Here is a 22488-nt window from a genome sequence, read left to right on the forward strand (position 1 = left end):
ATCCGTAAAGAGCGGTCAGGAGTTGTTGCGAAGGCTCCAGATGGAAAAAGCCGCAAGAGAAATGGCGTCTTGAAGCTGGCCACCCGCAATCATCTCTTTGAGTGAAGCAAGGCTGACCCACTGAAGCGCATCAACTTCTCCATCAATAGCCTGACGCTCCTGAGGTGGGACCGTGCAGGAGACAACTTCGACATGCCCAGCAAGGATGCCAGAATCGGGATAAATCTTCCCCAGGGAGCGTCCGTTTTCCCCATAAAATCCGGTCTCTTCAAGGAGTTCACGCAGGCCGGTCGCTACCCCATCCGCGTCTGTTTCCTCGCTCATCCCTCGCGGGAATTCCCAGAGTTCACGCTCGATGGCAAGACGTTGCTGACGAACCAGGGCAAAATCACCGTTCTGGTTTCGGGCAATCGCAACCGCTCCGGCGCGATTACCACCGATAAAAACGCGGTGCATACGCGGAGTCGCATCGTTACCTTCGACCCACAGGGGAAAGTTATCTGCGTGCCAAACCTGGGTCCATTTCATGGCGTCTCCTTGTGCCTGATGGGGGTGAGTTTTGAGAGATTGTCGAGTCGTCGAATTTAGGCCTGAGCCAATCGGATTTCAGACATCATCCTTGAGGGACGGAGCTTGAAGAGCTCCCGGACATCCGAATACGGGAAGGATGCAAGGAAGGCAATCGCGGTCCACAGGACATTCATCCAAAGAGTATCTTCACCAAACCACCCTGAATCGTGTGCGGTCAGGAAGAAGGCCAAAATGGTCACAGCGACGCAGCGAAGCACTCCGCTGAAGACACGTCTACGCCACTCCACCGGATCAACTTCAAACTCTCGAATGAAGAGTGCAAGAGAGCGCCACGCATTACGCGAAGCCCGCTTTACCCTGATTTCCTCAGCGGGGTGCGCATCTGTGAGAGCACTGAGTTCAAGCTGAGCAGCACGGGCCTTGGCGGTCATCGGGTGGGTCAGCACGCGCTGGTACTGTTCGGGAGAAAGCGTTCCCATAGCCTCGGTAATTTCCCCGTTGACGTTAAGTCCACGCGCGCTTCCCCCAACTCCCTTACGGCCAGAGCCAGTTTTTGACGCAACTCGCAGCCCAATGCGGGCAAGTGTCAGTCGGGTATTTTCTTGCAAGCGGGCACGCCAATATTGCTTTCTGCTCTGCGGTGGGACGCACATCCCCCACTGACGCTGTGCCCGGACTTCCGCATCATCGGTGCCATCATCGTCGGCGATCATCGTGAAACTCATGCGTGAAGTTGCGGTATCGAGGAGCGCAAGACGCTGATGCATGGCTGCGTCCTCGTAAAGAAGTGAAAACCAGCGCAACGCACAGCGTGCCTGAGGCGCCGTGAGCACAGCACGATAAAGCTCTCCTTCTGAGGCATCAAGATCTGCCGGCGGGGCTTCTTCCATCCAATGGGACAGGAGTGAGACAACATCTCCGCGCCGAGCTGATCGCGTCACTTCCCCACCGTCATTGGCAATCCACTTCGGCAGCCAGACCCGCAGGGTGCGGGCGATTGCGACTGCTTCGGTATTCTCAAGATCCTCGAGGCGACCGTGACTCTCCCAGAAATCAGCATCCTCAACGCTAGGGGTTCGAGGCCAGGTCATGAGGTGAACACGCATGCCTTCCATCGCGCGCACCCATTGATCGCGTCCTGTCTCAATAAGCCGTGCCGGATCTTGTCGAGAACGCGGTACCGAGCAGTAGGCCGGGAATGGCTGGCCCTCTTCGGTTTCCGTTTCGCTCAGCCCTTGGAGCAGCAGTGCAAGCTGGGCATGCCCCTCAGCCACCGAATGATCTGCGGGCATATCACATTCAAAGACAGCGCGTGCAGCAGAAACAAAGCCTTCGCGCTCAACCTGACGCCGTTGAAGATCCGCCCACTCAGCACGTTCTTCGGCGCTCGCAGGGCGGGCAAAGCCCGCGGGAGTGCCCGCGGGAGGCTGACAGCCCACGAGTAAAGGAAGATCTTGGTACGCGGGCAAGCCCAAGGCCTCGGCAAGCCCATCGGGACCAAGAGCGAGGAAACAGACCCCATCTAGAAGCTGATTACGATCGATATAGACGTAATCCGCACTCAGCAAGGCCATACGCAGCTTCATGACGAAACTGTGCAGCGCGGCCTGCGGGCCAAGACAACGCCACGCCATCGCCTGCTCAAGAGAATCTAAATCACTGATAGATACAGTCGAAGAATTCCACGGTCGAGCAGGCAAGGCCTTCGCTTTGGCGTCTGTCATAGCTCAGGACTGAGAGGGGACCTCGATTGCGCGAGGCCCGGCCTGCCAGGCATCCCATGCAGACTGCAGAATCTCGGTGACACCGTAGTTAGCCTTCCAGCCCAAATCCACAGCAATCGACTGGGGATCGCCAATGAGCATGGGCGGGTCACCTGCGCGACGATCGAGTTCGTCGACCGGGAAATTCCAGCCGGAAACCGCGCGAAGACCATCGATGATCTCACGGACCGAAGTGCCCAGACCGGTACCCACATTGAATTGACGATGTGCAGGAACGCCGCGCGTCAGGGCATCCAGAGCAAAGATGTGAGCATCGGCCAGGTCTTTGACGTGGATGTAGTCGCGGATGCAGGTTCCATCATCGGTTGGGTAATCCGTTCCGAAGATCTTCGGGTGCTCACCGCGAGCCAAACGGTCAAGGACCATAGGAACCAAGTTGAGGCATGCGGGATCGGCAAGATCATTCCATCCAGCGCCGGCAACGTTGAAGTAACGTAGTCCGATCCAGTTGAGGCCCCATGCGCGTTCAGCATCGGCCATCATCCATTCGCCGATCAACTTGGTCTCGCCGTAAGGGTTGATGGGCTTCTTCTCAATATCCTCGGGAATCACGGGAACCGGAGGCATCCCATAAACGGCAGCTGAGGAAGAGAAAATCATGTTCTTTACGCCGGCTTCCTCCATTGCCAGCAAAACATTCGCCAAACCACCGATATTTTGACGGTAGTACCACGCAGGACGTTCAACAGATTCGCCGACCTGCTTCTGAGCAGCAAAATGAATAACGCCAGTGACGTCTTCGTCGATCATTGCCTGGGTCAAGATGGGCAGAGCCTCATCGCGTGCGACATCCACTTCAATAAGTGTCGCATCGCCAATTCGATTGGCTGCGCCGGTGGTCAGATTGTCAACAACAACAACCTTTTCGCCACGTTCCAGCAGAAGACGAACAACGTGTGCGCCGATGTAGCCGGCGCCTCCCGTAACAAGAATGCTCATGGAATTCAGTGTACGGCAATTAAAAGCGTCGTGAGCGCCGCCCCATCGAGACCAGCGCACCCTCTGGCATCACGCGCCCAGGGTCATAGCTAGCGGGAATCGCTGCCAAAGAGAGAGTGAATACTGGTGGCACCGTCTGAGTGAGCTCGATGCGGCCACCCATCGTTTCAATGAGGTCCTTCGCCAATGCCAAACCAATTCCGCTGGAACCGTGACCCGACACCCCATTTTTGAAAATATAGGGGGCCAATTCAGCATCGACACCTTCGCCTTCATCGGAGACCTCGATAATGACGCCTCGACTGTTAGCGCTATTGCGCGCGTGCACCCAGGTCGTGCCAGCACCATAGCGCAAGGAATTTTCGATCAAGGTTGCAAGCACCTGCGCAATCTTGGCCTCATCCGCAAGAATCGGCATATCTGCCTCATCCGTGAAGCGTAAGACGCGATCGGCTTTTTCGAAGGCTTCTTCCCATTCTTCACGCTGGGTGTTGAAGACCTCCAGAACGTCGATCGCTTCAGTTGCAGATGCCTGTCGTTTATTTGTATCCAGCAGCTCGGTGACTACCGTTGTCAACCGTTCAATCTGTTCGAGGCATGAACGTGCTTCTTCCTGTACTTCTTCTTCGGTCGAAATCATTTCGATTTCTTCCAGGCGCATGGAAAGCGCGGTTAAAGGAGTGCGAAGCTGATGTGAGGCATCGGCGGCCAGCTGACGTTCGGCGGCCAAACGGCGTGCCATCTTTTCGCCCGTACGCTGAAGTTCCTCTTGAACAAGATCGATTTCTTCAATCCCTGAAGGCTTGACACGCGCTCGGACCTGTCCGGAACCAATTTGTTCCGCTTGAGCCGAAAGATAGATCAGAGGTGCCGAAAGACGCCGCGAAAAACGCGCTGCAAGGGCCCAGCCAACAACCAAAGAGACAAGGATCCCTAAAAGGAAAATCCCTGAAACACGAACGATGCTTCGAATCGCGTTACGCGCTGAAATCATGACCGTCACTTTGACGCCATCGGGTGATGAGGCACTTCGAGTGATAGTGATTCCACGAAGCCTCTCCCCCAGAGTAATGGGCTGTGGGTTCTGGGGAATCATAATTTCGACGTAGGCCGGCTCTCCGTTGGTCACAAGGGTTTGCGCCCACATGCGCGCATAACCTTCAGACAGAGTCGAGGTGCGAAGTCGTCGATCAAGATTGGTTTGAACCGTCTGCACGCGGGCGTCCAGCGACGTCGTTTGCGAATTCCAGACGATCAAAGAAGACGCCACAGCCGCGGGGATACCGAAAATCAGTGCGACAACCGCAACCGCGGTCAAAATCATTCGCGCAGCACGTCTACGCATGACAGACCTTCAGAGATTTAGGCAGTTGGCTTTTCGAAGCGGAAACCCATTCCGCGAACAGTGGTGATATAGCGCGGAGATGCTGCATCATCGCCAAGCTTGCGGCGAAGCCAGGACACATGCATGTCCAGTGTCTTTGTCGAACCGCTCAGGCCATTTCCCCAAACTTCACGCATCAGGGTGTCGCGCGGAACGACGTTTCCAGCCTCGCGAACCAGAACGCGCAGGAGTTCAAACTCCTTTGCTGTCAGCGAGAGCTCTTTTCCTGCAACATAAGCACGGTGTGCGGCTACATCGATACGGACGTCCTGAACAACAAGATCGCCGTCTGCAACCTCGCCACCACCACGGCGCAGCAGTGCGCGGACGCGGGCAAGGAGCTCTGCCAAGCGGAAAGGCTTGGTGACGTAATCATCTGCACCAGCATCAAGACCGACAACCATGTCAACTTCGTCGGCTCGTGCAGTAAGGATGAGAACCGGCACGGAGGAACCAGAGGAACGAATTTCCCTTGCAACATCCAGACCGTCCATATCGGGAAGACCTAGGTCAAGAACAACCAGGTCAACACCCTCAAGATCTTCGAGTGCGCTCCGGCCGCGGTCATGCGCGCGCACATCGTAGGTTTCACGTGCGAGGGCGCGGGTAAGCGGGCCAGCGATAGCCGGATCATCTTCAACGAGAAGCACTGTAGTCACGGAAACAGCATACCGGATTTCAGGGATCTCTTGTACATTTCTTGACCTAAATGGGATGAAATCACAAGATCAGGTAAAAAAGCAGGCAGCCTTTTAGCGACGGTAGGTCAGAAGATAGGGCGAAATCGTTCCAAAACCGCGCAAAGTTGCGCTTGGGAACTCTTCTACGTCGTACTCCATCCCCGCTTTACCCGCGGCAATCGCGGCAGCCGTGGTGGGATCCATCAAAATTTTGCCCACTGGAGCGATATCCACCAGGCGCGAGGCCAAGTTCACCGTCGGGCCAAACACATCGCCTGAACGAGAAAAGACATCGCCACGCACGAAGGACGCACGAACAGGAAGCATCTGATCATCAGCGCCCAGTTGCTCAATAAGTGAAACCGCTACTCGAAGGCCCGTTTCGAGATCATCGGCAATATACATGACCGCATCACCGATCATCTTCACCACGCGGCCACCCGCGTCAGTCACGGCGTCACGCGAAAGCTGCTCAAAACGGCCAATGAGATCAACCAGGCGCCCACCCAGAATCGTCGACGATGAGGTGTAGGAAACCATGTCAACAAAGCCCAGGGAGCGATTCAGTGGGAATCGCGGTTGCAATCCCTCATGTCCACGCGTGGCGATCTCATGATCCATCCGTTTGAGCAGCGCATCCAATTGACGCCGCCACGAATGTCGCAGCAGTTCATCAAACATGTCCACACGCTCACGAATATGGTCGAGGACATACATTCGTGCCGCGGTGTCATCTAAGCCGTAGCGTCGCATCGTGTCTTCAACCAAGGCTTCAACTTGCCACAAGCCCAAACGATCAGCTAAGTGTGAATTCGCGCGAAGAAGCGAACGCGCGGTTGCCTGATCAATAGCCCCCGAAGCAATAAATTTCGACCATTCAATGAAAAGCCGAGCATCGTTTTCCGTAAAGACCTTTTCTTCGGCACGCGGGGACGGGAAACCCATTGCGACCCAGAATTCGCGAACTTCCTCGCTGCTGGTCTGCGCCATCTGAGCAAGATCATCAACAGTGAGGGTAGCCGGACCACCAAGGAGGGAAGAGCTATTGGTGTGTGCAGTCGAAAAATCGTGGCTCAATCCTGCTTCTTCCTTCACAGCTTCCTCCACGCATGTGGCCTAACACACATTAGTGTAGTGAAGAAAAGCTGAGCCTGCACGGGAAAATTCATAGTATGCACCTTGTATTAGCCTCACAATCTCCTGCCCGCCGGCGCATCCTCCAGGAAGCCGGGATAACTCCTATCGTCAAAGTTTCCCAAGTGGACGAGGATTCAATCTTGGATCGAATCCCAAGCGCCTCCCCCGCTGAGAAAGTGTGCGCCCTTGCGGAGGCTAAAGGCAGGGCCGTGGCTTCGGCAATATGCGTGGGAAAGCTATCGCTGGACGAGGCCTCGCTCCCCGAAGGTGAGTGCGTACTAGTTGCCTGTGATTCCATGCTCGAGGCCGGTGGGGAGTTGCTGGGTAAGCCTCACGATCCCCAAGTTGCCCTTGCCCGAGTAAAGGCACTTTCCAAGGCACACACAACCTTGTGGAGTGGCCACTACCTCGCGCACATGCGCTGGGATAAGGACGGATGGAAGGTTCTGCGCGAAGACACGCGTCCATCCTCAACCGATATTCACTTTGGCTCGATCAACGATGAAGAAGCCCGCGCTTACGTAGCAAGCGGCGAGCCCTTAGAAGTCGCCGGTTCTTTCACCATCGACGGATTGGGTGGAGCCTTCATCGAAGCCATTGAAGGCGACCACCACAACGTCATTGGAATCTCACTTCCCTTAATCCGCACCATGATGGCCGATATGGGATTGCAGTGGGTCAGTCTTTGGGATCGAAAAGGCCCTGACGCTCACTAAGCCGGTCAAACGTCACGCTCGGATCGGCTGGGCGATCAAGCGGCTCGCGGCCTCGGCAACGCGCTCATCGGTGGCGGTCAAGGCTACGCGCACAAAGCCCGCCCCGGCCTCGCCATAAAAATCACCGGGAGCAACGACAATCCCCCGCTGGGCGAAAGCATCAACGAGCTGCCAGGAATCAAAGTCGCCACGGGGATCCCTCACCCACAGATAAAGGCCTGCAGCCGAATCCTTGTCACGCTCAAGGCCAGTACGAGCAATGGCATCGATCAAGATTTCACGTCGGCGCGCATACACCTGACGCTGTGCCTCAACGTGTTCGGTATCCTCCAACGCAACGCGCATTGCGGCTTGCACTGGAGCAGGAACCATCATCCCCGAGTGCTTACGCACTTCAATAACAGGAGCAAGAAGCTGCGGATCCCCGTACATCAACGCCGCACGATAACCAGCCAGATTCGACTGCTTAGACAGCGAATACAGCACGATCAACGAACGAGGATCTCCATCGCAGACTCGTTCATCGAGCAGTGAGGGCACACCCTCGCTGAGGAAAGGCTCCTCCCATGCCAAAGCCGAGTAGCACTCATCAGAAATCACGACTGCGTCATGACTGCGAGCCCACTGGACAACCGTACGCAGCTCATCAAGCGTGAGGACGTGGCCATCGGGGTTGCCCGGCGAGTTCAGCCATACAAGTTGTGCATCGGGCCACGACGAAGGATCTGTCGGGTCAACCGGAAGTGGAGTCGCTCCCGCTAAACGCGCGCTAATGTCATAGGTCGGATACGAGGCCTGCGGGAATAAAACCGTATCTCCGGGACGCACTCCCAGAAGGAAGGGAAGCCATGCGACAGCTTCCTTGGAGCCGATAGACGGCACAACGCCCTGCAATCCGACGTCCACCATGTTCCGCCGCTTTCCCCACGCAAGAATTGCGTGACGAAGCTCAGGAGTGCCAATCACGGTTGGATATCCCGGCGCATCCGCGTGCTCTTGAAGCGCATCCTGAATGAGCGCGGGAGTGGGATCAATCGGAGTTCCAATCGACAGATCGCACACACCACGGGGATGCTCAGCTGCCCGTTTACGGTAGGGGGCGAGCTGATCCCAAGGGAAAGAAGGCAGATCAAGTGGGCGCGGAAGGACGCTCATGTGTTTCCTTACTTATCCCAATCTTCGTTCTGCGGAGGAAGCTCGCTGATCCACGGAACATCGAAGGGCTGAGGACCGGTCTTCTGAGCACCACCCGGGCTGCCCAGATCAACGAAGAAATCCGCGTTGGCCTGCAGGTAATCGGACCATTCACTGGGGAGGTCATCCTCGTAGAAGATTGCTTCGGTCGGGCAGACCGGTTCGCACGCACCACAGTCCACACACTCATCGGGGTGGATGTACAGGGTACGCTCGCCCTCGTAAATGCAGTCGACGGGGCACTCATCAACGCAGGCCCGGTCCTTAACATCAACACAGGGCTGGGCAATGACGTAAGTCATTAATTCCTCCTTGGACTGGGTTGGACAACCACTTCATTCTATTATCGCCAACATGAAGATCCACGCGAACGAGCAGCCTTCTTCCCCCGAAAATAGCGAGAAGATAGGTCCTGCAGAGCATGCCCAAGCAGAAGCTTTTACGCGACAAGAAACGCACGCAATTCCCAATCTTCCGTGGATGCAATTGGGAGTGGGCTCCCGCGTGGTCGTCCGCTATCGGCTAGACGATGGTCTACACGATGCGCTGGGAACGCTCATCGAAGCTGCCCCAACCCACGTGATCATCGAGACCCGACGCGGCCAGGTTCGCGTCGATGCGCGAACCATGGTCACCGGAAAGCGCGTCCCTCCCCCACCGCAGATCTAATCTGAACTTCAGTTGGCGTAGAAGGTCTATCAGGGCCGAGGGGACTTAGTCCTTGTTCTGACGACGCTCGCGAGCGGCAATCTTGAAACGCTCTTGGGCGTCCAAGACGACCTTACGCACGCGAACGGCCTCGGGAGTCACTTCAACGCACTCGTCGTTAGCCGCAAACTCTAGGGACTCTTCCAAGGTGAGTTTGCGAGAAGGTGTCAAGGACTCGTAAACATCAGCGGTCGCACTACGCGTGTTGGTCTGCTTCTTCTCGCGGCAGATATTGACATCCATATCCTCGCCGCGAGGATTCTCACCAACAACCTGACCTTCATAGACCTCCGAACCCGGCTCAACAATGAAGGAGCCTCGCTCTTGAAGGTTCGTCATCGCGTAGGGTGTCGCCTGGCCTGCGCGGTCAGCAACAAGCGAGCCAGTCAAGCGCTGCTCAATTGCGCCCTGCCACGGTGCGTAGCCCTCGGCGATGGACGAAGCGATACCGGTGCCGCGGGTCTCGGTGAGGAAACGCGTACGGAAGCCAATCAGGCCTCGGGCGGGAACAACAAATTCCAAGCGAATCCAGCCCGAACCGTGGTTGGCCATGGTCTCCATACGTCCCTTGCGCTGAGCCATCAGCTGGGTGACCGAGCCGAGGTATTCCTCGGGGATATCAATGGTCATGCGTTCCATGGGCTCACTGCGCACGCCGTCGATGGTCTTGGTGACAACCTGCGGCTTACCAACGGTGAGCTCGAAGCCTTCACGGCGCATCTGCTCAACAAGAATTGCCAGAGCGAGTTCGCCACGTCCCTGAACTTCCCATGCATCGGGACGCTCGGTGGGCAGGACTCGAATGGAAACGTTACCGATCAGTTCGCGATCCAAGCGATCCTTCACCTGGCGCGCAGTCACCTTTGCGCCCTTGACTCGTCCAGCCATGGGAGAAGTGTTAATACCGATCGTCATCGAGATCGCGGGATCATCAACGGTGATCAAAGGCAATGGGCGCGGATCATCGAGGTCAACCAGAGACTCACCGATAGTGATGTCTTCGATGCCGGCTACCGCAACGATATCGCCGGGCTCAGCGGTTTCAGCAGGAAGACGCTCCAGGCCTTCGGTGCGAAGAAGCTCGGTGATACGAACAGGCTTAATCGTTCCGTCGTGGCGAGCCAGACCAACAGTTTCACCCTTACGCAGAGTGCCGTTGTGAATACGCAGCAGGGCGAGGCGGCCAAGGAAGGGCGAGGCGTCGAGGTTCGTCACGTGCGCCTGCAGGGGTGCACCTTCCTCATATTCGGGGCCGGGAATACGCTGAAGGATCGTCTCGAAGAGAGGCTCGAGATCCTCGGTGGGGATATTGCCGTCGCCGGGGTTGGTCAGCGAGGATTTCCCTGCCTTTGCCGAGGCGTAGACAACGGGGACATCCAGCAGCGAGTCAACATCGGCATCCACGCCTTCGCTCATGAGGTCCTCAGCCAATGCGAGAAGCAGGTCCTGGGTTTCTGAAACGACCTCATCAATACGCGCATCGGGACGGTCAACCTTATTGACAACGATCACGACGGGAAGCTGGGCCTGAAGGGCCTTGCGAAGGACGAAACGAGTCTGCGGGAGAGGTCCTTCAGAGGAATCGACAAGCAGAACGACGCCGTCAACCATGGATAGGCCTCGTTCGACTTCGCCACCGAAGTCTGCGTGTCCGGGGGTGTCGATGACGTTAATGACCACGCCACCTTCGATCCCAAGCTTTTGAGCGGCGGGACCGCGATAGTGGACCGCAGTGTTCTTGGCGAGAATCGTAATGCCCTTTTCGCGTTCAAGATCGCCCGAATCCATCACGCGCTCGCCGGTCTTCTCAACCGTATCGCGCTCGTTGAAAGCACCCGACTGCCACAACATCGCATCAACCAAGGTGGTCTTGCCATGGTCAACGTGTGCAACAATCGCGACATTTCGTAGATCTTCGCGGATGGTCATAAAGCTCCCTATACATTCTCGACGCGTATCACAGCTAGCTTATCGCCGTTTTTGAGGAATTCCCTTGTTCGGAGGGCTATGTGTGAGGCGTTACTCGCGCTATCCTTGTCCAATGACAAACCGACGCGTCTATCGCGCCAGCAATGACTGCTGTGATGCGAGCTTTTCAGATTCAGGTGCCCAAGTCCTTACATGGCAACCTTCTGGCACCGAGCCTGTACTCTGGCTCTCCGAACGTTCCCTGCCCTGGGCATCGACGCCCGCACGGGGAGGGATTCCGATTTGTGCACCGTGGTTTGGTGTTGCAACAGCTTCCCTGGCTGCACCCGGATCCGAAGCACAAAACCACGGATTCCTCAGAAATGCAACGTGGGAACTGATTGAACGTAGCGATTCCCATGCAGTTCTTGAATTCGTTTACAAACCATCCACAAACGCTGAGATGGCGAAATTCCCCCATCGCTTCACCTCGAAACTTGAGATCACTTTCGGGCAGGAACTTCACCTGGTGCTTTCGATGAAGAACACCGATGACGAAGCCTTCTACGTCGATGAAGCCTTGCACTCCTATTTCAATGTTTCCGACGTACGTGAGGTTTGCATTCACGGGCTAGAGGGAGCAAAGGAACTGGATACTGTCCGCGACACACAAGGTATTCACGAAGGTCCACTGACCTTCACTAAGGGTCGTGTCGATTCGATCTTCGATACGAGCAATGGAGCAATCATTGAAGATCCGGGTTTCAAACGACGGATCATCATCGAAAAAGAACATTCTGCATCGACAATCGTCTGGAATCCTGCCGAATCCAAAGCTGCGGACATGCACCACGAGGACTGGAAACACTTCGTCTGCGTCGAAGCAGGCAACGTCCGTCGCAATGCACTACTTCTTCGCCCGGGACAATCTCACTGGATGTCCTTGACTATCAAGGTGGAAGAACTCGTATAGGCGAGATCTTCACTGATGCAAGCCGTGAGCATCCTCAGGTAGACGAAAATCTCTCTCGATTGCCGTGGTTCCTACAGCCCGAAACGCTGTGCGAGCCACGGCAATCCGTCTTCGAAGGCCGCGCTCCACACCTTCCAGGAGTGTCCGCCCGGATAGGTTCGCGTCTCAATGCTCATCCCCGATTTCTCCGCGGCGTGATCGACCTCGATGAGACCTTCTTTAAAGGCGGTATCAGAGTCGCCCCACGAGATAATGCCCGCGCTTTGCTCATAGCGATTGTGGCTCATCAGATGCACGGGATCATTCGCTTCATAGAGCTCTCGAGAGCCATCAAATCCATCCGAAATCGTTCGCTCTTCATTACCGAGTTGCGGATGCGCTTCGCCTGACATGTCAAGGAAGCTGCGATACAAATCGGGAGCGCGGGTCACCACTTGGAGCGCACAGGTCCCTCCCGATGAAAGACCAGCAACGGCCCACTGTCCCGGATCAGAAGAGACGGGAAGATTAGTGTGCAGCCAGCCCGGGACATCCTTTTGCACATAGGTCGCAACTTTCCCATGCGAGGTGTCGGAGCACAGAGGATTCGCTGTTTGACTGCCGTAGACATCCACAACAGCAACGATGGGAGCACGACCATCATGCCGCGATGCAAATTGATCCATCGTCTGGGGAAGTTTGCCCAAAACAAGCCAATCTTGAGGCGTACCGGGCTGGCCAGACATCAGCACAATGACCGGGAGCTGCGCACTGGGATCTTTGAAATACGACGGTGGAAGATAAACAATGGCTTGCCGAGGGGTGAAAGAGGAATCCGAGGCGGGAATGTTCACACGGACAAACGCCCCCTCTGCACTGCGCGCCAGAGCGGCAGCATCATCAGGGCTTTTTAGTTCATCCCAAGAAATTGTCTGTACTCCCCCACCAACGACTTCCGCCATGGTGGGATAGGCCTCGAAATGATAGTTAATCCCCAGTGCAGCTCCAATGGCCATGAGCATCCACACGCACACCCCAGCTAGAAAGCGACGAATCCAGTGACGGCGGCGAAACAGGGCAACGATAATCATCACCGCAGCAATAAGGGCTGGCGCCGCCCACAGCCATGTCACGCGTCCCAATCCCTCGGCGACCGGATGCCAAACCCTTTCGACAAGGTGATGAACAATGACAAGAACGATGGCACCGCCAAAAGCGCTCACAAAGCGCGCCTTGAGGGAAAGCGGCTTCATAACAAAAAACCACACCCAGGCAGCGGCTGCAAGGATCAAGGCTGCAGCGATCGGCAGAATCCATACGCGCAGAAGTGGAAATAGCTTGAGGAAACTAATCACGTGACACCAGCTTTGCCGCGACCCCCACAGCACTGACTGCACTCATGTTTGGCAAATAAGCATGAGCAATTGCCAGACCGACTGCAGGCGCATTCGCGATATCGGGAATTGCGAGATACAGGGGGACGAAACGAACCTGGAATTTCTTCTTGTAGGCAAGCAAGGAGCGGAAACCATAAACGGGTTCCATCACGCTCCCCATCACATCAAGAACGGGGGCAAAAGCGAAGCGTGAATCTGCCAGTTCTGCGCTCTCCTCGCACTGGCCCGATTCTGCTAGAGGTGCACCGGACAGGGAAATGAACTGAAGTCCCTCATCTTGTGCAAGAAGAGCAGCTTGGCCAATGAGAAAGTCAATGGCCAAACGGAAACCAGAGTCATCTCGACGCATCACATCTAGGGTCAGGCCGATCACTTTGCCACCCGAGTGGACGGGCATCCACGAGGTCACCGCATGGATACGCTCTTCTTCATCAAGAGCCAGTAGAAGGCGCGTATCCGAATCATTAATTTCGCGCAGACCGCCCAGGGTAAAGCCCATCTCAGGAAGGGCCTTTTCGTCGGCCCATGCCTGGCAGATCGCATCAACCTGTTGCTTCAGTTGAGGGGACAGACTTGGATATGACGCCCATTCGGCTCGGATTCCCTCGCGCTTTGCATGATTGAAAGCGGTGCGTACATCCTGGAATTTCTTACCCTTGAAGGCAAGATCACCCAGATCAATGATGGCTTCCTCAGCAACCTTGACGGTGGACCAGCCTAAACGATGCGCTTCTCGCGCCCACTCTTCGTGGACCGAATAGAACGCCGGGGTCAGTGCTGCATCGCTTGCAAAGCGTGCGAATTGTGAAATCACTGCTGGAATATCCTCATCCGCTGCGGCACATTGCGTCAGTGTCAGCGCCACGCCAGATTCTTGACGGTAGGACACTGCAGCGCGTTGGTCAGGACTAATCCACGTGGAGTTTCCCGGCCATGCGAGCATCCACCCCAAAGAGCCTGCGCCGTGCTGGCGAAGAAGACCAATTAACTCGTCACGAGCATCATGCTGCAGCTCAACCGGTGCAAGGAAAACCTTAAGAAGGCAAACAGCAATGACAATCCACACCAGCGTGGGAATCCAGACTGTCGAAATCGAGGCAAGGAAGGTTGTCGCATAGATCGGAGTATCAATGAGCCACTGTGCACCAGCAGGAGCGTATGAGACAACGTAGGCTTCAAAAAGACTTAGTAAATCCGCTTCGGGAACAAACTGGTCGGGAATTAAAACCCCAATGGCAAGCGCAACGAGCGTGCCAATCACAGCAGCAACAGCAATGACACATGCACTGTGTCCCCAGTAGCGTCGGGCAATGCGTACCTGGAACGCAGAGGAATTCCATGCGGTCAGCAGAAGCGTCGCCAGGGGGAAAGCAACGCTGATGAGAAGCTTACTCATGTGAATTGGCGCGATAAATAAGTCATCGCCGTCGAATCCCTGTGCTTCATTCACCGAAAGCGCGAAAACCATGATCTGCGCGACGCCAATAATCGCGAGCACGCTCTGAAGAAGTAGCGTGCCCACCCAAGCGCCACGACGGCCTCGGAAAAGTCCAAAAGCCAAAACCAACTGAACCACGAAAGGAATCGAGGCCAAGATTAACGGCGCATAAAGCATCAAAGAATTGCCGTAAATCTCTTTGACACAGCTCATGGGATCGCTGCTTTGCTGGCACAGCGCCCACATATACTGCTGGATGGCAAGCTCGGGAGAAAAAGCAGCGCGATCAAAAGCTAGGAAACCATGGCTGCTGAAATTCCAGATCGAGCTCACCGCTCCCAAGGTAGCGGCAGTGATCACCAAGGGGATCACTCGACGGACCGGATCTCCAATTCCCAGCATCGAACGTCCTCGGTTCGACCAGCCAATCGTGAAACCACCGATGATCCACCCGCATAGGAAAGCGATTAGACGTGCCAGTGCACCCGCAGTCGAAGAAAATGCCAAGAGAGCGCCCAAGACGACAAGGGCGCCGATTCGAGTACGCCACGCCCATAGGCGATCCATCTTTGCGCTCGCGGTTCCAAGCAAGGCAGTGAGGATCAGGCTCGCTCCTGTCAACGGACCACTGACCAGCGGGTACAGACCGCTCTGAGAGATTCCCTTTACTAGAGCGACGAAAGCCCACATCCCCGCTAAAGACATGGGAAGGGAGATGACCGCAGAAAGAAGCCAAATTCGCGAGCCGAGGAAACGTTCAAGAAGGCTGCCGATGATCGCCATCATGAGAGCGGCATTGATCATCATGCCAATCGACGGACTCCACACAACCGTCGTCACAATGGTGAACGGCCGAATTGCACCGCCCTGCGCGGCAAGAGATTGATTCCAATGACCGTGGCTAAAGTGGGCAGCGATCCCAACAAGCATGATAATCAGCGTCAGGATGATCGAGCATGGAGCAGTCCGAAACCAGTTGAGGAGAAGCGGGACGCCTCGACTCCAGACACGCGAAAAAGCTGATGCCGGACGCGTCTGAGGAGCCTCGTCAGCCTTGGCTTCGGTTTCGACACTCATGAAACTCCTTCTGGCAGACAAACTTCAATTCTCTTTTTTGATCTTAGATCTTGCCGCCCTCAACTCAACTCGAAGAAGGCCATTATCAGGGTGCAATCAGGGACAATTTCAGGGGGATCACTCACATGGAGAGGCCCAACTCCGTCAATCCCACGTACACTAACTGCGGCAGAACAAGGAAAGGACGCACATGGGATTGCGTAAAGCACTGGCTCACACAGTCATGCATCTATCAAGATGGACTTTCGCTCCTGAGTTCCCTCTTCCCGATCGCTGTTTGGTCATCGGTGCGCCTCACACGTCAAATTGGGACGGCTTCTACATGGTGATGGCGATGTGGGCCGTCGAGCGTCCAGTGTCCTTCCTGGTCAAGAAGAATCTCACCGATGTCCCTGTTATTGGAAGTTTCGTGAAGGCGATTGGCGGGATTCCCGTTGACCGCGAACATCCGGGGCATCTTGTTGACCACATCATTTCCCTTGCCGAATCCAAGGAGCATTTCGTTCTGGTCATTACCCCGAAGGGAACCCGTTCCGTTCGTCCCTATTGGAAATCTGGTTTCTACCGAATTGCGATGGAAGCTGATCTTCCGATTGTTCCCGGTTTCATCGATGGTGCGAAGCGTCGCTATGGGTGGGGTGAGCCGATGCGACTCACTGGCAATCGCCGTAACGACATGGACAAAATCCGCGATTTCTACAGTGGGCTGGTGGGGATTCGCCCAGAAAACACCTGCGTCCCGCGGCTGCGCCACGAAGACTCTGAAGACTAAAGTTCCCCGAATTTTTGCACTTAAGTCAGTGCTTTAGCCGCGGTGAAGCCGACACAGGGTCATGACCAGTTTCTCAACCGCGCCCTGCGGGTCCTTCGACGCGCCTTTTGTGTCTTCGTCAGCTTGCGCAATTGCAGTGATTGCCGAGGCCAAAGCGGGGTCGGGCCATGCGCGAAGTTCGCGTCGGGCTCGTTCTGCCTGCCAGGGTGACATCCCCAAGTTCTTTCGTCCCGAAGAAGCAGAAACTTTGGCCATTGCCCGAAATTTCGTTGCAATTGCGGCAACGAGCTGCGCGGGTGCGCTTCCGGTCGCGTAGGCATGGCGAACCAAAGTCAGAGCCCGTGCGGCGCGTCCATCGATAATCGCATCAGCGACTTCAAAACTTGTTGCTTCAACACGTCCGGAGTAGTACTTCCGCACGGCATCAAGCGTAATTTTGCCCTCAACATCGCTGAGGAGCTGTGCCACAGCAGCCGCGAGCGCACTCAGATCATTACCTAGGGCATCCACCAAAGCCTGAGCTGCCTCAGTTTCTATGCTGCGATGAGCTTGTCGTACATCAGAGCGGACGAAGTCGAGTTTGTCACGATCATTCTTCAAAGGTTCTGCAGGAATCACGGGGAATCCGGCCTTGGCAATCGCGTCGAGCAGCTTCTTCCCGCGGGCGTTGCCGCCCGGATGGCGCATGAAAATCCACACATCGTCCGCAGGGGCGGATACATATGCCTGAAGGTCAGCCGCTAAGGCGTCTGTCATATTCTCAAGGTCGGAAATGATGATCATTCGGCTTTCGCCAAAAAGCGAAGGTGAAGTTAAAACATCGAGTTGTCCCGCTTGATAGGTACCGGCTGATAGATCTGTTCGTTCGAGGGCAGGATCAACCTCATGTGCTTGGCGACGTAACTCGCTTAATGCGCGATCTGCCAGTAAGCTTTCGCTTCCTTTGATGAGGACGAGCGGTGCAAGTGTTGGAGATACCGGTGCCGCTTGTGTTTTGGCTGCCATAGCTCTCCTTTGCTGATCGTCACCATCATTTCTTAATCAATGCCCTCTAAGTGTGGCATGTTCTCTTTGCCTCTACGAGGAGAAGCGCCGAATTTTTACCCTCACCACCCAGATCAGCAGGAGAAGGATCACCGCAGTAATAAGACCAGACCACTCTCCCACCGCGATCCGCGCACCTGGGAGTGCAGACAATCTGGAGGCAACCATTGATATCCACCCTGTTCCCCAAGATGTCAGCCACGCGCATACATAGCCAAGAGCGGGCCATATTTGAGCTGCAAGTGCCGAGATAAAACACCCTACAGTCACTGGTGTCACCAATGGTGCGATAAGTAGCTGAGCGGGTATTGCCCATGGACTGACCCATGAGTTCATCGACAGCATGATCGGGAGCGTGGCTAGCTGGGCTCCCAGTGGGACGCTGATGAGTTTGCTGCTCCAGCCAACCAGAGACTGGATCCGTTGCGGAATCGGAGCCACTTGGGATGCACCGGTCTCAATCCAACGTGCAGGAACGCTTACTCCCCAGGTTGCAAGCACAGAGAGTGTAAAACCCAAGGCACACGCATCGTAGGGCGATATCAGGCAGGCAAGGATAATGACAGTGCTCAAGGATGAGTAAATTCCCCCTTCCCTATTACTCCATATTCCAATAAAACCAATAACGCTAACGGCAAAAGAACGCAGTACCGAAGAAGCGGGGCCAACAAGTCCAGCAAAAATCACCAGAACTGAAAATTGGGTAATGATTGCTATGCGACGTTTCTTTGTTGCAAGAAGACCAACTGTCATCATCAAAATCGACATATGAGTACCTGACACTGCTGTGAGGTGCGCAAATGACACGGTCTTCATATCATCACGCATTTGAGTACCGGCTTGGTGGTCATCTCCCAGCGCCATTCCTGGTATCAATGCACGTGCGTGCTCTGGCAATGTCACAACGATCTTCTCGAGGTTCCTCCTGACGCTTTGAGAAATACGAGTCCAGTGATCGTTTGGGAGAAGACGCTCCCACGATTTGATTCGAAGTGCGCCGACGTTTGGAATGCCGTGAGCCCAATGAAGATCGCATGTCCCACTAGCAAGAACTCGATCTCCGCGTCGAAGTGTTCTCAAAGATTCGCGCGTGGATACAAGGAGAAAACCCAGGTGTTCTTTGCTACCAAGAAAACGGGCACGAGCGTAGTAACTCGCTTGATTTCTCTTGTTTGTTGTATTCCTTCCCTCACGCACTTCACCAAGCAGAACAAAGGAAGCATCTCGCAGTTCCTTTCCTTGCTGGCATAACTGCCCCGCTTCGTCTTCCCAGCTCGTTGCGCGACTTGAAGAGATCACAATGCACGTACAGCACAGGCATATCGTGACAATGAGAAGAGGAGCGCATTTACTAACCCGTTCTCTCCCTAACCCCTGGAGTCCTCCTGAGGTTAGAAGCAGGGGGAAGAGGAAAGCAATGCATATCCCGGTGTATATAAGAAGCGGAGCCCTGTTCAGCGCACCCCAGGTGCATAGCCAGGATGAAATCGCTAAGGGCACTAAGCGGATATCAATAGATAAAGCCCTCACGAGCAGGCACCAATTCGGATTTTCTCCAGTATCGAAGCTCCAATTCCTGGAACTGCAGCTAAGTCGTCCACACGTGTGATCGGATGAGACTTCCTATAGGTGACGATACGCGCGGCCAGTGCCGGTCCAACCCCATCAAGTCCCTGTAGCGTTTGGGCATCTGCTTGAGTGACATCAATACAGGCTGCAGCTTGACCCGACGGAGCTTCATCCTGCGCCTTTGAGGAGTTCAGAGAAGGAACCTTGATCTGTTCACCATCAACGACCAACCTGGCCAGGTTAACGCTGTCACGGTCCGCGTCTTCCGTAAAACCTCCAGCTTGATCGACAGCCTCCGAAACCCGAGAGCCATGTCTGACACGGACAACTCCAGGAGCGCGCACTTCTCCTGTCATATGAACCATCACTTGCCCGCTAAGTCCACTTCCGACCCCACCGGAGCCCTCAGTACCTGAGCTCGAGGAAGAGATAGAACCGGCGCTGTCGGTATGTGCACTCGGAGATTCGGCATCAGAAGCCAACAGATTGTCTTCTTCTACGCGACTATTCCAGGTGTGGACAGCCCCTGCTATTAGGGCGAGAAATAGGCAGATCACAATAAATACTCGAGCGCTACGCCACCGCCAGATCCAGCGCAGGCCTTGTCTTTGGCCCTCATCATCCCAAGGAGCTTCTCGATCGGCGCTCCTATCTGCTTCTTGATCGGCCTCAGAAGACTGAGAGGCAAAGACTAAGCGTTCCAAGTGTCTTCTACGGCTCAGATGAGAATGAAAGTGTGAATCCATGCCTTCAGTGTGTCCGTCGCTCGACTCCAGTTCTTGGTGCTTGGGTGCTTCTGTGGATGAATCCTTGATTCACATCTTTTGTGGATAGCTTTGCGTTACAAAGAATGACCCCTTGTTGCCATCAACACGTAAAGTGTGTTTAAAATAACGCCAAGATCTACACCTTCTCACTCAAGGACTGTCATGCGTATCGGCTTCATCGGAACAGGTGCAATGGCCTCAGCTATTGCACGCGGTGCCGTGGCCGCTGGCTTCAGCGGCTCGGATCTGATGTTCGCTGATCGACACCACCAAGCCGCAGAGGACTTGGCTGATGAGCTGGGAGGCGTTGCACTCGCATCAAACCGTCTGGTTGCTCAGCAGAGTGATCTTTTGGTCCTTGCAGTGAAACCGAATGTCCAGTCGGAGGTCATTCGTGAGATCCGCGAGACTGTTCTTTTTGCCAAGGAACTCTGCGTCATTTCTATTGCCGCGGGCCGTACAACAGATCAGATCATTTCGGATTTTGGAGCAGCCATTCCCTTGGTCCGCGTGATGCCCAATGTCAATGCGCAGATCGGCCAGTCAATGAGTGCCCTCTGCCCGGTAGGGACAACGGACGAACAGCTTGCTGCGGCGCGTAAACTTCTGGATTCGGTTGGCCAAACGATCGTGCTAGATGAGAAGTACTTCCCTGTTTTTACAGCGATCGCTTCTTCCTCTCCTGCGTGGATTTTCCGCATGATCGATGCCATGGCCGAGGCCGGCGTCAACCACGGCCTCACCAAGGCTGATTCGACGCGCATCGTCGCCCAAGCTTTTGCAGGAAGCGCACAATTGCTGCTTCGCGGCCTCGAGAATGGGCAAGTACCCGCAAACCTTATTGATCGGGTTTCTTCTCCGGGTGGCACCACTATTGCTGGTCTCCTCGCCGCCCAAGAGGCAGGTCTTTCCTCCGCGATCGTCGCGGCGGTCGACGCTGCTGTTGAGCGCGACCATCATCTTGGCTGACGTCGTCACGAGACGCCGTCAGGATAATCTCCCGCGCCCGCGAAGATTTGTCGCAGCCTTCACTTAAGCTCGCGCATCCCGTTTTTAACTTCGCACCCGACTGAAGCTTTTGCTCCTTATCCACATCAGTTTTTCACACATAATTTCTTGGAATAGTCATGCTTTTGTTGAATGCAGTCGTCCTCTCGGTGATCGTCATGCTGGCTCTGAGCCTTGCTCGAGTGCACGTCGTAATCTCTCTTTTTGTCGCCTCGATCGTCGCCGGCCTTGTCGCCGGAATGGGAATCTCTGGCACGATGGTCGCTTTCCAAACCGGCCTGGCAGGAGGCGCGAAAATCGCCCTCTCCTATGCCCTACTCGGCGCTTTTGCTATGGCGGTCGCTCACTCAGGCCTACCTGCCCTGCTCGCACGCACAATCGTGAACCGCATGCGCAACGCGGATGCAGCGAGCTCCGCGCGAGTTGCTCGCGGCGCCAAATGGGGAATCGTCGGAGGCGTCCTCATCATGGGTGTCATGAGCCAAAACCTGATCCCCATTCACATCGCCTTCATTCCGCTCCTTATTCCGCCACTCATTGGCGTGATGAATGAGCTCAAGATGGACCGCCGCATGATTGCCTGTGCAATTACCTTCGGTATCGTCACTGCCTACATGTTCTTCCCCATCGGCTTCGGGCGAATCTTCTTGCACGACATTCTCTACAAGAACATCAACGACGCCGGCATGGACGTGTCTTCTGTCAACCCCATGGCAGCAATGGCGATTCCCGCGGCTTCAATGGCAATCGGTTGTGCGATCGCACTTCTCTTCACCTACCGCAAGCCGCGCACCTACGAACAGCGTGACTCCTCCTTCGCCTCTTCTGAAGACAAGCCGATTGACATGAAGAAGGTCTGGGCCGCGGTGGCTGCCCTTGTCGTGTGCTTCGTCATTCAGACCGTGCTCACGCGAATGGATTCGGAGGCCGATCCGCTACTCGTTGGTTCCTTGGTGGGTCTTTGTATGATGCTCTTCATGCGTGTTGTCCCCTGGCAGCAGGCTGACGATGTCTTCAGCGGCGGCATGAAGATGATGAGCCTCATCGGCTTGATCATGATCACCGCTCAGGGATACGCCTCAGTCCTCAACGAATCCGGTCAGATTAAGCCTTTGGTTGATGGAACCGCAGCACTCTTCAATGGTTCAAAGGTCCTTGCGGCAATCATCATGCTCCTCGTCGGCCTCGTGATCACCATGGGTATCGGTTCGTCCTTCTCGACCCTGCCGATCATCTCTGCGATCTACGTGCCTCTGTGTCTCACGCTGGGCTTCTCCCCCATGGCAACGGTGGCGATCATCGGCACCGCTGGAGCGCTGGGTGACGCCGGCTCACCCGCATCAGACTCGACGCTCGGCCCGACAGCGGGACTCAACGTCGATGGTCAGCACGACCACATGCGGGACACGGTGATCCCGACCTTCTTGCACTACAACGTTCCGCACTTGATTGGCGGATGGATTGCGGCGATGGTCCTCTAAAT

Annotated in this window: 20 protein-coding genes; 6 read left to right on the forward strand and 14 right to left on the reverse strand. The window is 55.4% G+C overall.

Translation table 11 applies throughout. The features are described 5' to 3' along the window. Window positions 1–15 precede the first annotated feature (15 nt). The 6 genes from HGAS_RS01790 to HGAS_RS01815 all read right to left on the reverse strand — a co-directional run bounded on the left by HGAS_RS01790 (window position 16) and on the right by HGAS_RS01815 (window position 6413). Complete coding sequence (locus tag HGAS_RS01790; RefSeq protein WP_019126222.1) at window positions 16–528, reverse strand: NUDIX hydrolase; 513 nt, start codon at window positions 526–528, stop codon at window positions 16–18. Between the two features lie 56 nt (window positions 529–584). Further along, entirely contained in the window at window positions 585–2255 is a 1671-nt protein-coding gene (locus HGAS_RS01795; protein WP_019126223.1) for a hypothetical protein, read from the reverse strand. Between the two features lie 3 nt (window positions 2256–2258). After that, entirely contained in the window at window positions 2259–3254 is a 996-nt protein-coding gene (gene galE / locus HGAS_RS01800) for a UDP-glucose 4-epimerase GalE (protein WP_019126224.1), read from the reverse strand. Between the two features lie 19 nt (window positions 3255–3273). Then, the gene (locus HGAS_RS01805; RefSeq protein ID WP_019126225.1) at window positions 3274–4599 is read right to left on the reverse strand and encodes a sensor histidine kinase; all 1326 of its coding nucleotides are present in this window, start codon (window positions 4597–4599) and stop codon (window positions 3274–3276) included. 17 nt (window positions 4600–4616) lie between these two features. After that, complete coding sequence (locus HGAS_RS01810; RefSeq protein WP_026066568.1) at window positions 4617–5297, reverse strand: response regulator transcription factor; 681 nt, start codon at window positions 5295–5297, stop codon at window positions 4617–4619. A gap of 93 nt (window positions 5298–5390) precedes the next feature. After that, window positions 5391–6413 (reverse strand): adenylate/guanylate cyclase domain-containing protein, encoded by a 1023-nt coding sequence (locus HGAS_RS01815; protein ID WP_019126227.1) that lies wholly within the window; start codon window positions 6411–6413, stop codon window positions 5391–5393. A gap of 77 nt (window positions 6414–6490) precedes the next feature. On the opposite strand from HGAS_RS01815, the gene HGAS_RS01820 reads away from it, so the two are divergent. Beyond that, window positions 6491–7171 (forward strand): Maf family protein, encoded by a 681-nt coding sequence (locus HGAS_RS01820; protein WP_026066570.1) that lies wholly within the window; start codon window positions 6491–6493, stop codon window positions 7169–7171. Between the two features lie 12 nt (window positions 7172–7183). On the opposite strand, the gene dapC is transcribed toward HGAS_RS01820, so the two are convergent. Beyond that, window positions 7184–8326, reverse strand: a complete 1143-nt coding sequence (dapC, locus tag HGAS_RS01825; protein ID WP_019126229.1) for a succinyldiaminopimelate transaminase — start codon at window positions 8324–8326, stop codon at window positions 7184–7186. 8 nt (window positions 8327–8334) lie between these two features. Beyond that, complete coding sequence (fdxA, locus tag HGAS_RS01830) at window positions 8335–8667, reverse strand: ferredoxin (RefSeq protein ID WP_009409155.1); 333 nt, start codon at window positions 8665–8667, stop codon at window positions 8335–8337. A gap of 52 nt (window positions 8668–8719) precedes the next feature. Here fdxA and HGAS_RS08870 point away from each other — a divergent pair, with 52 nt between their 5' ends. Further along, a complete protein-coding gene (locus HGAS_RS08870; RefSeq protein ID WP_019126230.1) occupies window positions 8720–9034 on the forward strand; it encodes a hypothetical protein in 315 nt (104 codons plus the stop codon). A 45-nt stretch (window positions 9035–9079) separates the two neighbouring features. Here the strand turns inward: HGAS_RS08870 and typA are convergent, their stop codons facing one another. After that, the gene (gene typA / locus HGAS_RS01840; protein ID WP_019126231.1) at window positions 9080–11002 is read right to left on the reverse strand and encodes a translational GTPase TypA; all 1923 of its coding nucleotides are present in this window, start codon (window positions 11000–11002) and stop codon (window positions 9080–9082) included. 112 nt (window positions 11003–11114) lie between these two features. Here typA and HGAS_RS01845 point away from each other — a divergent pair, with 112 nt between their 5' ends. Then, window positions 11115–11954: a D-hexose-6-phosphate mutarotase gene (locus tag HGAS_RS01845; RefSeq protein WP_019126232.1), complete on the forward strand. Its 840-nt coding sequence runs from the start codon at window positions 11115–11117 to the stop codon at window positions 11952–11954. A gap of 71 nt (window positions 11955–12025) precedes the next feature. Here the strand turns inward: HGAS_RS01845 and HGAS_RS01850 are convergent, their stop codons facing one another. Both HGAS_RS01850 and HGAS_RS01855 read right to left on the reverse strand, forming a co-directional pair. Beyond that, window positions 12026–13288 carry an alpha/beta hydrolase gene (locus tag HGAS_RS01850; protein WP_019126233.1) on the reverse strand — a complete coding sequence of 421 codons (1263 nt, stop codon included), beginning with the start codon at window positions 13286–13288 and terminating at the stop codon, window positions 12026–12028. Then, the gene (locus HGAS_RS01855; protein WP_019126234.1) at window positions 13281–15845 is read right to left on the reverse strand and encodes a bifunctional lysylphosphatidylglycerol flippase/synthetase MprF; all 2565 of its coding nucleotides are present in this window, start codon (window positions 15843–15845) and stop codon (window positions 13281–13283) included. The genes HGAS_RS01850 and HGAS_RS01855 overlap by 8 nt, the downstream gene beginning before the upstream one ends. Before the next feature lie 190 nt (window positions 15846–16035). Between HGAS_RS01855 and HGAS_RS01860 the strand changes: the two genes are divergently transcribed. Next, a complete protein-coding gene (locus tag HGAS_RS01860; protein ID WP_019126235.1) occupies window positions 16036–16617 on the forward strand; it encodes a 1-acyl-sn-glycerol-3-phosphate acyltransferase in 582 nt (193 codons plus the stop codon). Between the two features lie 33 nt (window positions 16618–16650). On the opposite strand, the gene holA is transcribed toward HGAS_RS01860, so the two are convergent. The 3 genes from holA to HGAS_RS08380 form a co-directional block, all read right to left on the reverse strand. Then, window positions 16651–17622: a DNA polymerase III subunit delta gene (holA, locus tag HGAS_RS01865; RefSeq protein ID WP_019126236.1), complete on the reverse strand. Its 972-nt coding sequence runs from the start codon at window positions 17620–17622 to the stop codon at window positions 16651–16653. Window positions 17623–17694: 72 nt separating this feature from the next. After that, a complete protein-coding gene (locus HGAS_RS01870) occupies window positions 17695–18960 on the reverse strand; it encodes a ComEC/Rec2 family competence protein (RefSeq protein ID WP_019126237.1) in 1266 nt (421 codons plus the stop codon). Window positions 18961–19187: 227 nt separating this feature from the next. Continuing rightward, window positions 19188–19976 carry a ComEA family DNA-binding protein gene (locus HGAS_RS08380; RefSeq protein ID WP_081581499.1) on the reverse strand — a complete coding sequence of 263 codons (789 nt, stop codon included), beginning with the start codon at window positions 19974–19976 and terminating at the stop codon, window positions 19188–19190. A 183-nt stretch (window positions 19977–20159) separates the two neighbouring features. Here HGAS_RS08380 and proC point away from each other — a divergent pair, with 183 nt between their 5' ends. Continuing rightward, entirely contained in the window at window positions 20160–20966 is an 807-nt protein-coding gene (gene proC / locus HGAS_RS01880; protein WP_019126239.1) for a pyrroline-5-carboxylate reductase, read from the forward strand. A gap of 158 nt (window positions 20967–21124) precedes the next feature. Continuing rightward, window positions 21125–22486 carry a Na+/H+ antiporter family protein gene (locus HGAS_RS01885; RefSeq protein ID WP_019126240.1) on the forward strand — a complete coding sequence of 454 codons (1362 nt, stop codon included), beginning with the start codon at window positions 21125–21127 and terminating at the stop codon, window positions 22484–22486. The last annotated feature ends 2 nt before the right edge of the window (window positions 22487–22488 follow it).

The sequence above is a fragment of the Actinomyces sp. ph3 genome (assembly GCF_000308055.1).
In the GTDB taxonomy this organism is placed as follows: domain Bacteria; phylum Actinomycetota; class Actinomycetes; order Actinomycetales; family Actinomycetaceae; genus Pauljensenia.

Bases quoted from the DNA above. Each gene is read 5' to 3' on its own strand.
- HGAS_RS01790 (WP_019126222.1), bottom strand. From the start codon at position 528: ATGAAATGGACCCAGGTTTGGCACGCAGATAACTTTCCCCTGTGGGTC.
- HGAS_RS01795 (WP_019126223.1), bottom strand. From the start codon at position 2,255: ATGACAGACGCCAAAGCGAAGGCCTTGCCTGCTCGACCGTGGAATTCT.
- galE (WP_019126224.1), bottom strand. From the start codon at position 3,254: ATGAGCATTCTTGTTACGGGAGGCGCCGGCTACATCGGCGCACACGTT.
- HGAS_RS01805 (WP_019126225.1), bottom strand. From the start codon at position 4,599: ATGCGTAGACGTGCTGCGCGAATGATTTTGACCGCGGTTGCGGTTGTC.
- HGAS_RS01820 (WP_026066570.1), top strand. From the start codon at position 6,491: ATGCACCTTGTATTAGCCTCACAATCTCCTGCCCGCCGGCGCATCCTC.
- dapC (WP_019126229.1), bottom strand. From the start codon at position 8,326: ATGAGCGTCCTTCCGCGCCCACTTGATCTGCCTTCTTTCCCTTGGGAT.
- fdxA (WP_009409155.1), bottom strand. From the start codon at position 8,667: ATGACTTACGTCATTGCCCAGCCCTGTGTTGATGTTAAGGACCGGGCC.
- HGAS_RS08870 (WP_019126230.1), top strand. From the start codon at position 8,720: ATGAAGATCCACGCGAACGAGCAGCCTTCTTCCCCCGAAAATAGCGAG.
- typA (WP_019126231.1), bottom strand. From the start codon at position 11,002: ATGACCATCCGCGAAGATCTACGAAATGTCGCGATTGTTGCACACGTT.
- HGAS_RS01845 (WP_019126232.1), top strand. From the start codon at position 11,115: ATGACAAACCGACGCGTCTATCGCGCCAGCAATGACTGCTGTGATGCG.
- HGAS_RS01855 (WP_019126234.1), bottom strand. From the start codon at position 15,845: ATGAGTGTCGAAACCGAAGCCAAGGCTGACGAGGCTCCTCAGACGCGT.
- HGAS_RS01860 (WP_019126235.1), top strand. From the start codon at position 16,036: ATGGGATTGCGTAAAGCACTGGCTCACACAGTCATGCATCTATCAAGA.
- holA (WP_019126236.1), bottom strand. From the start codon at position 17,622: ATGGCAGCCAAAACACAAGCGGCACCGGTATCTCCAACACTTGCACCG.
- HGAS_RS08380 (WP_081581499.1), bottom strand. From the start codon at position 19,976: ATGGATTCACACTTTCATTCTCATCTGAGCCGTAGAAGACACTTGGAA.
- proC (WP_019126239.1), top strand. From the start codon at position 20,160: ATGCGTATCGGCTTCATCGGAACAGGTGCAATGGCCTCAGCTATTGCA.
- HGAS_RS01885 (WP_019126240.1), top strand. From the start codon at position 21,125: ATGCTTTTGTTGAATGCAGTCGTCCTCTCGGTGATCGTCATGCTGGCT.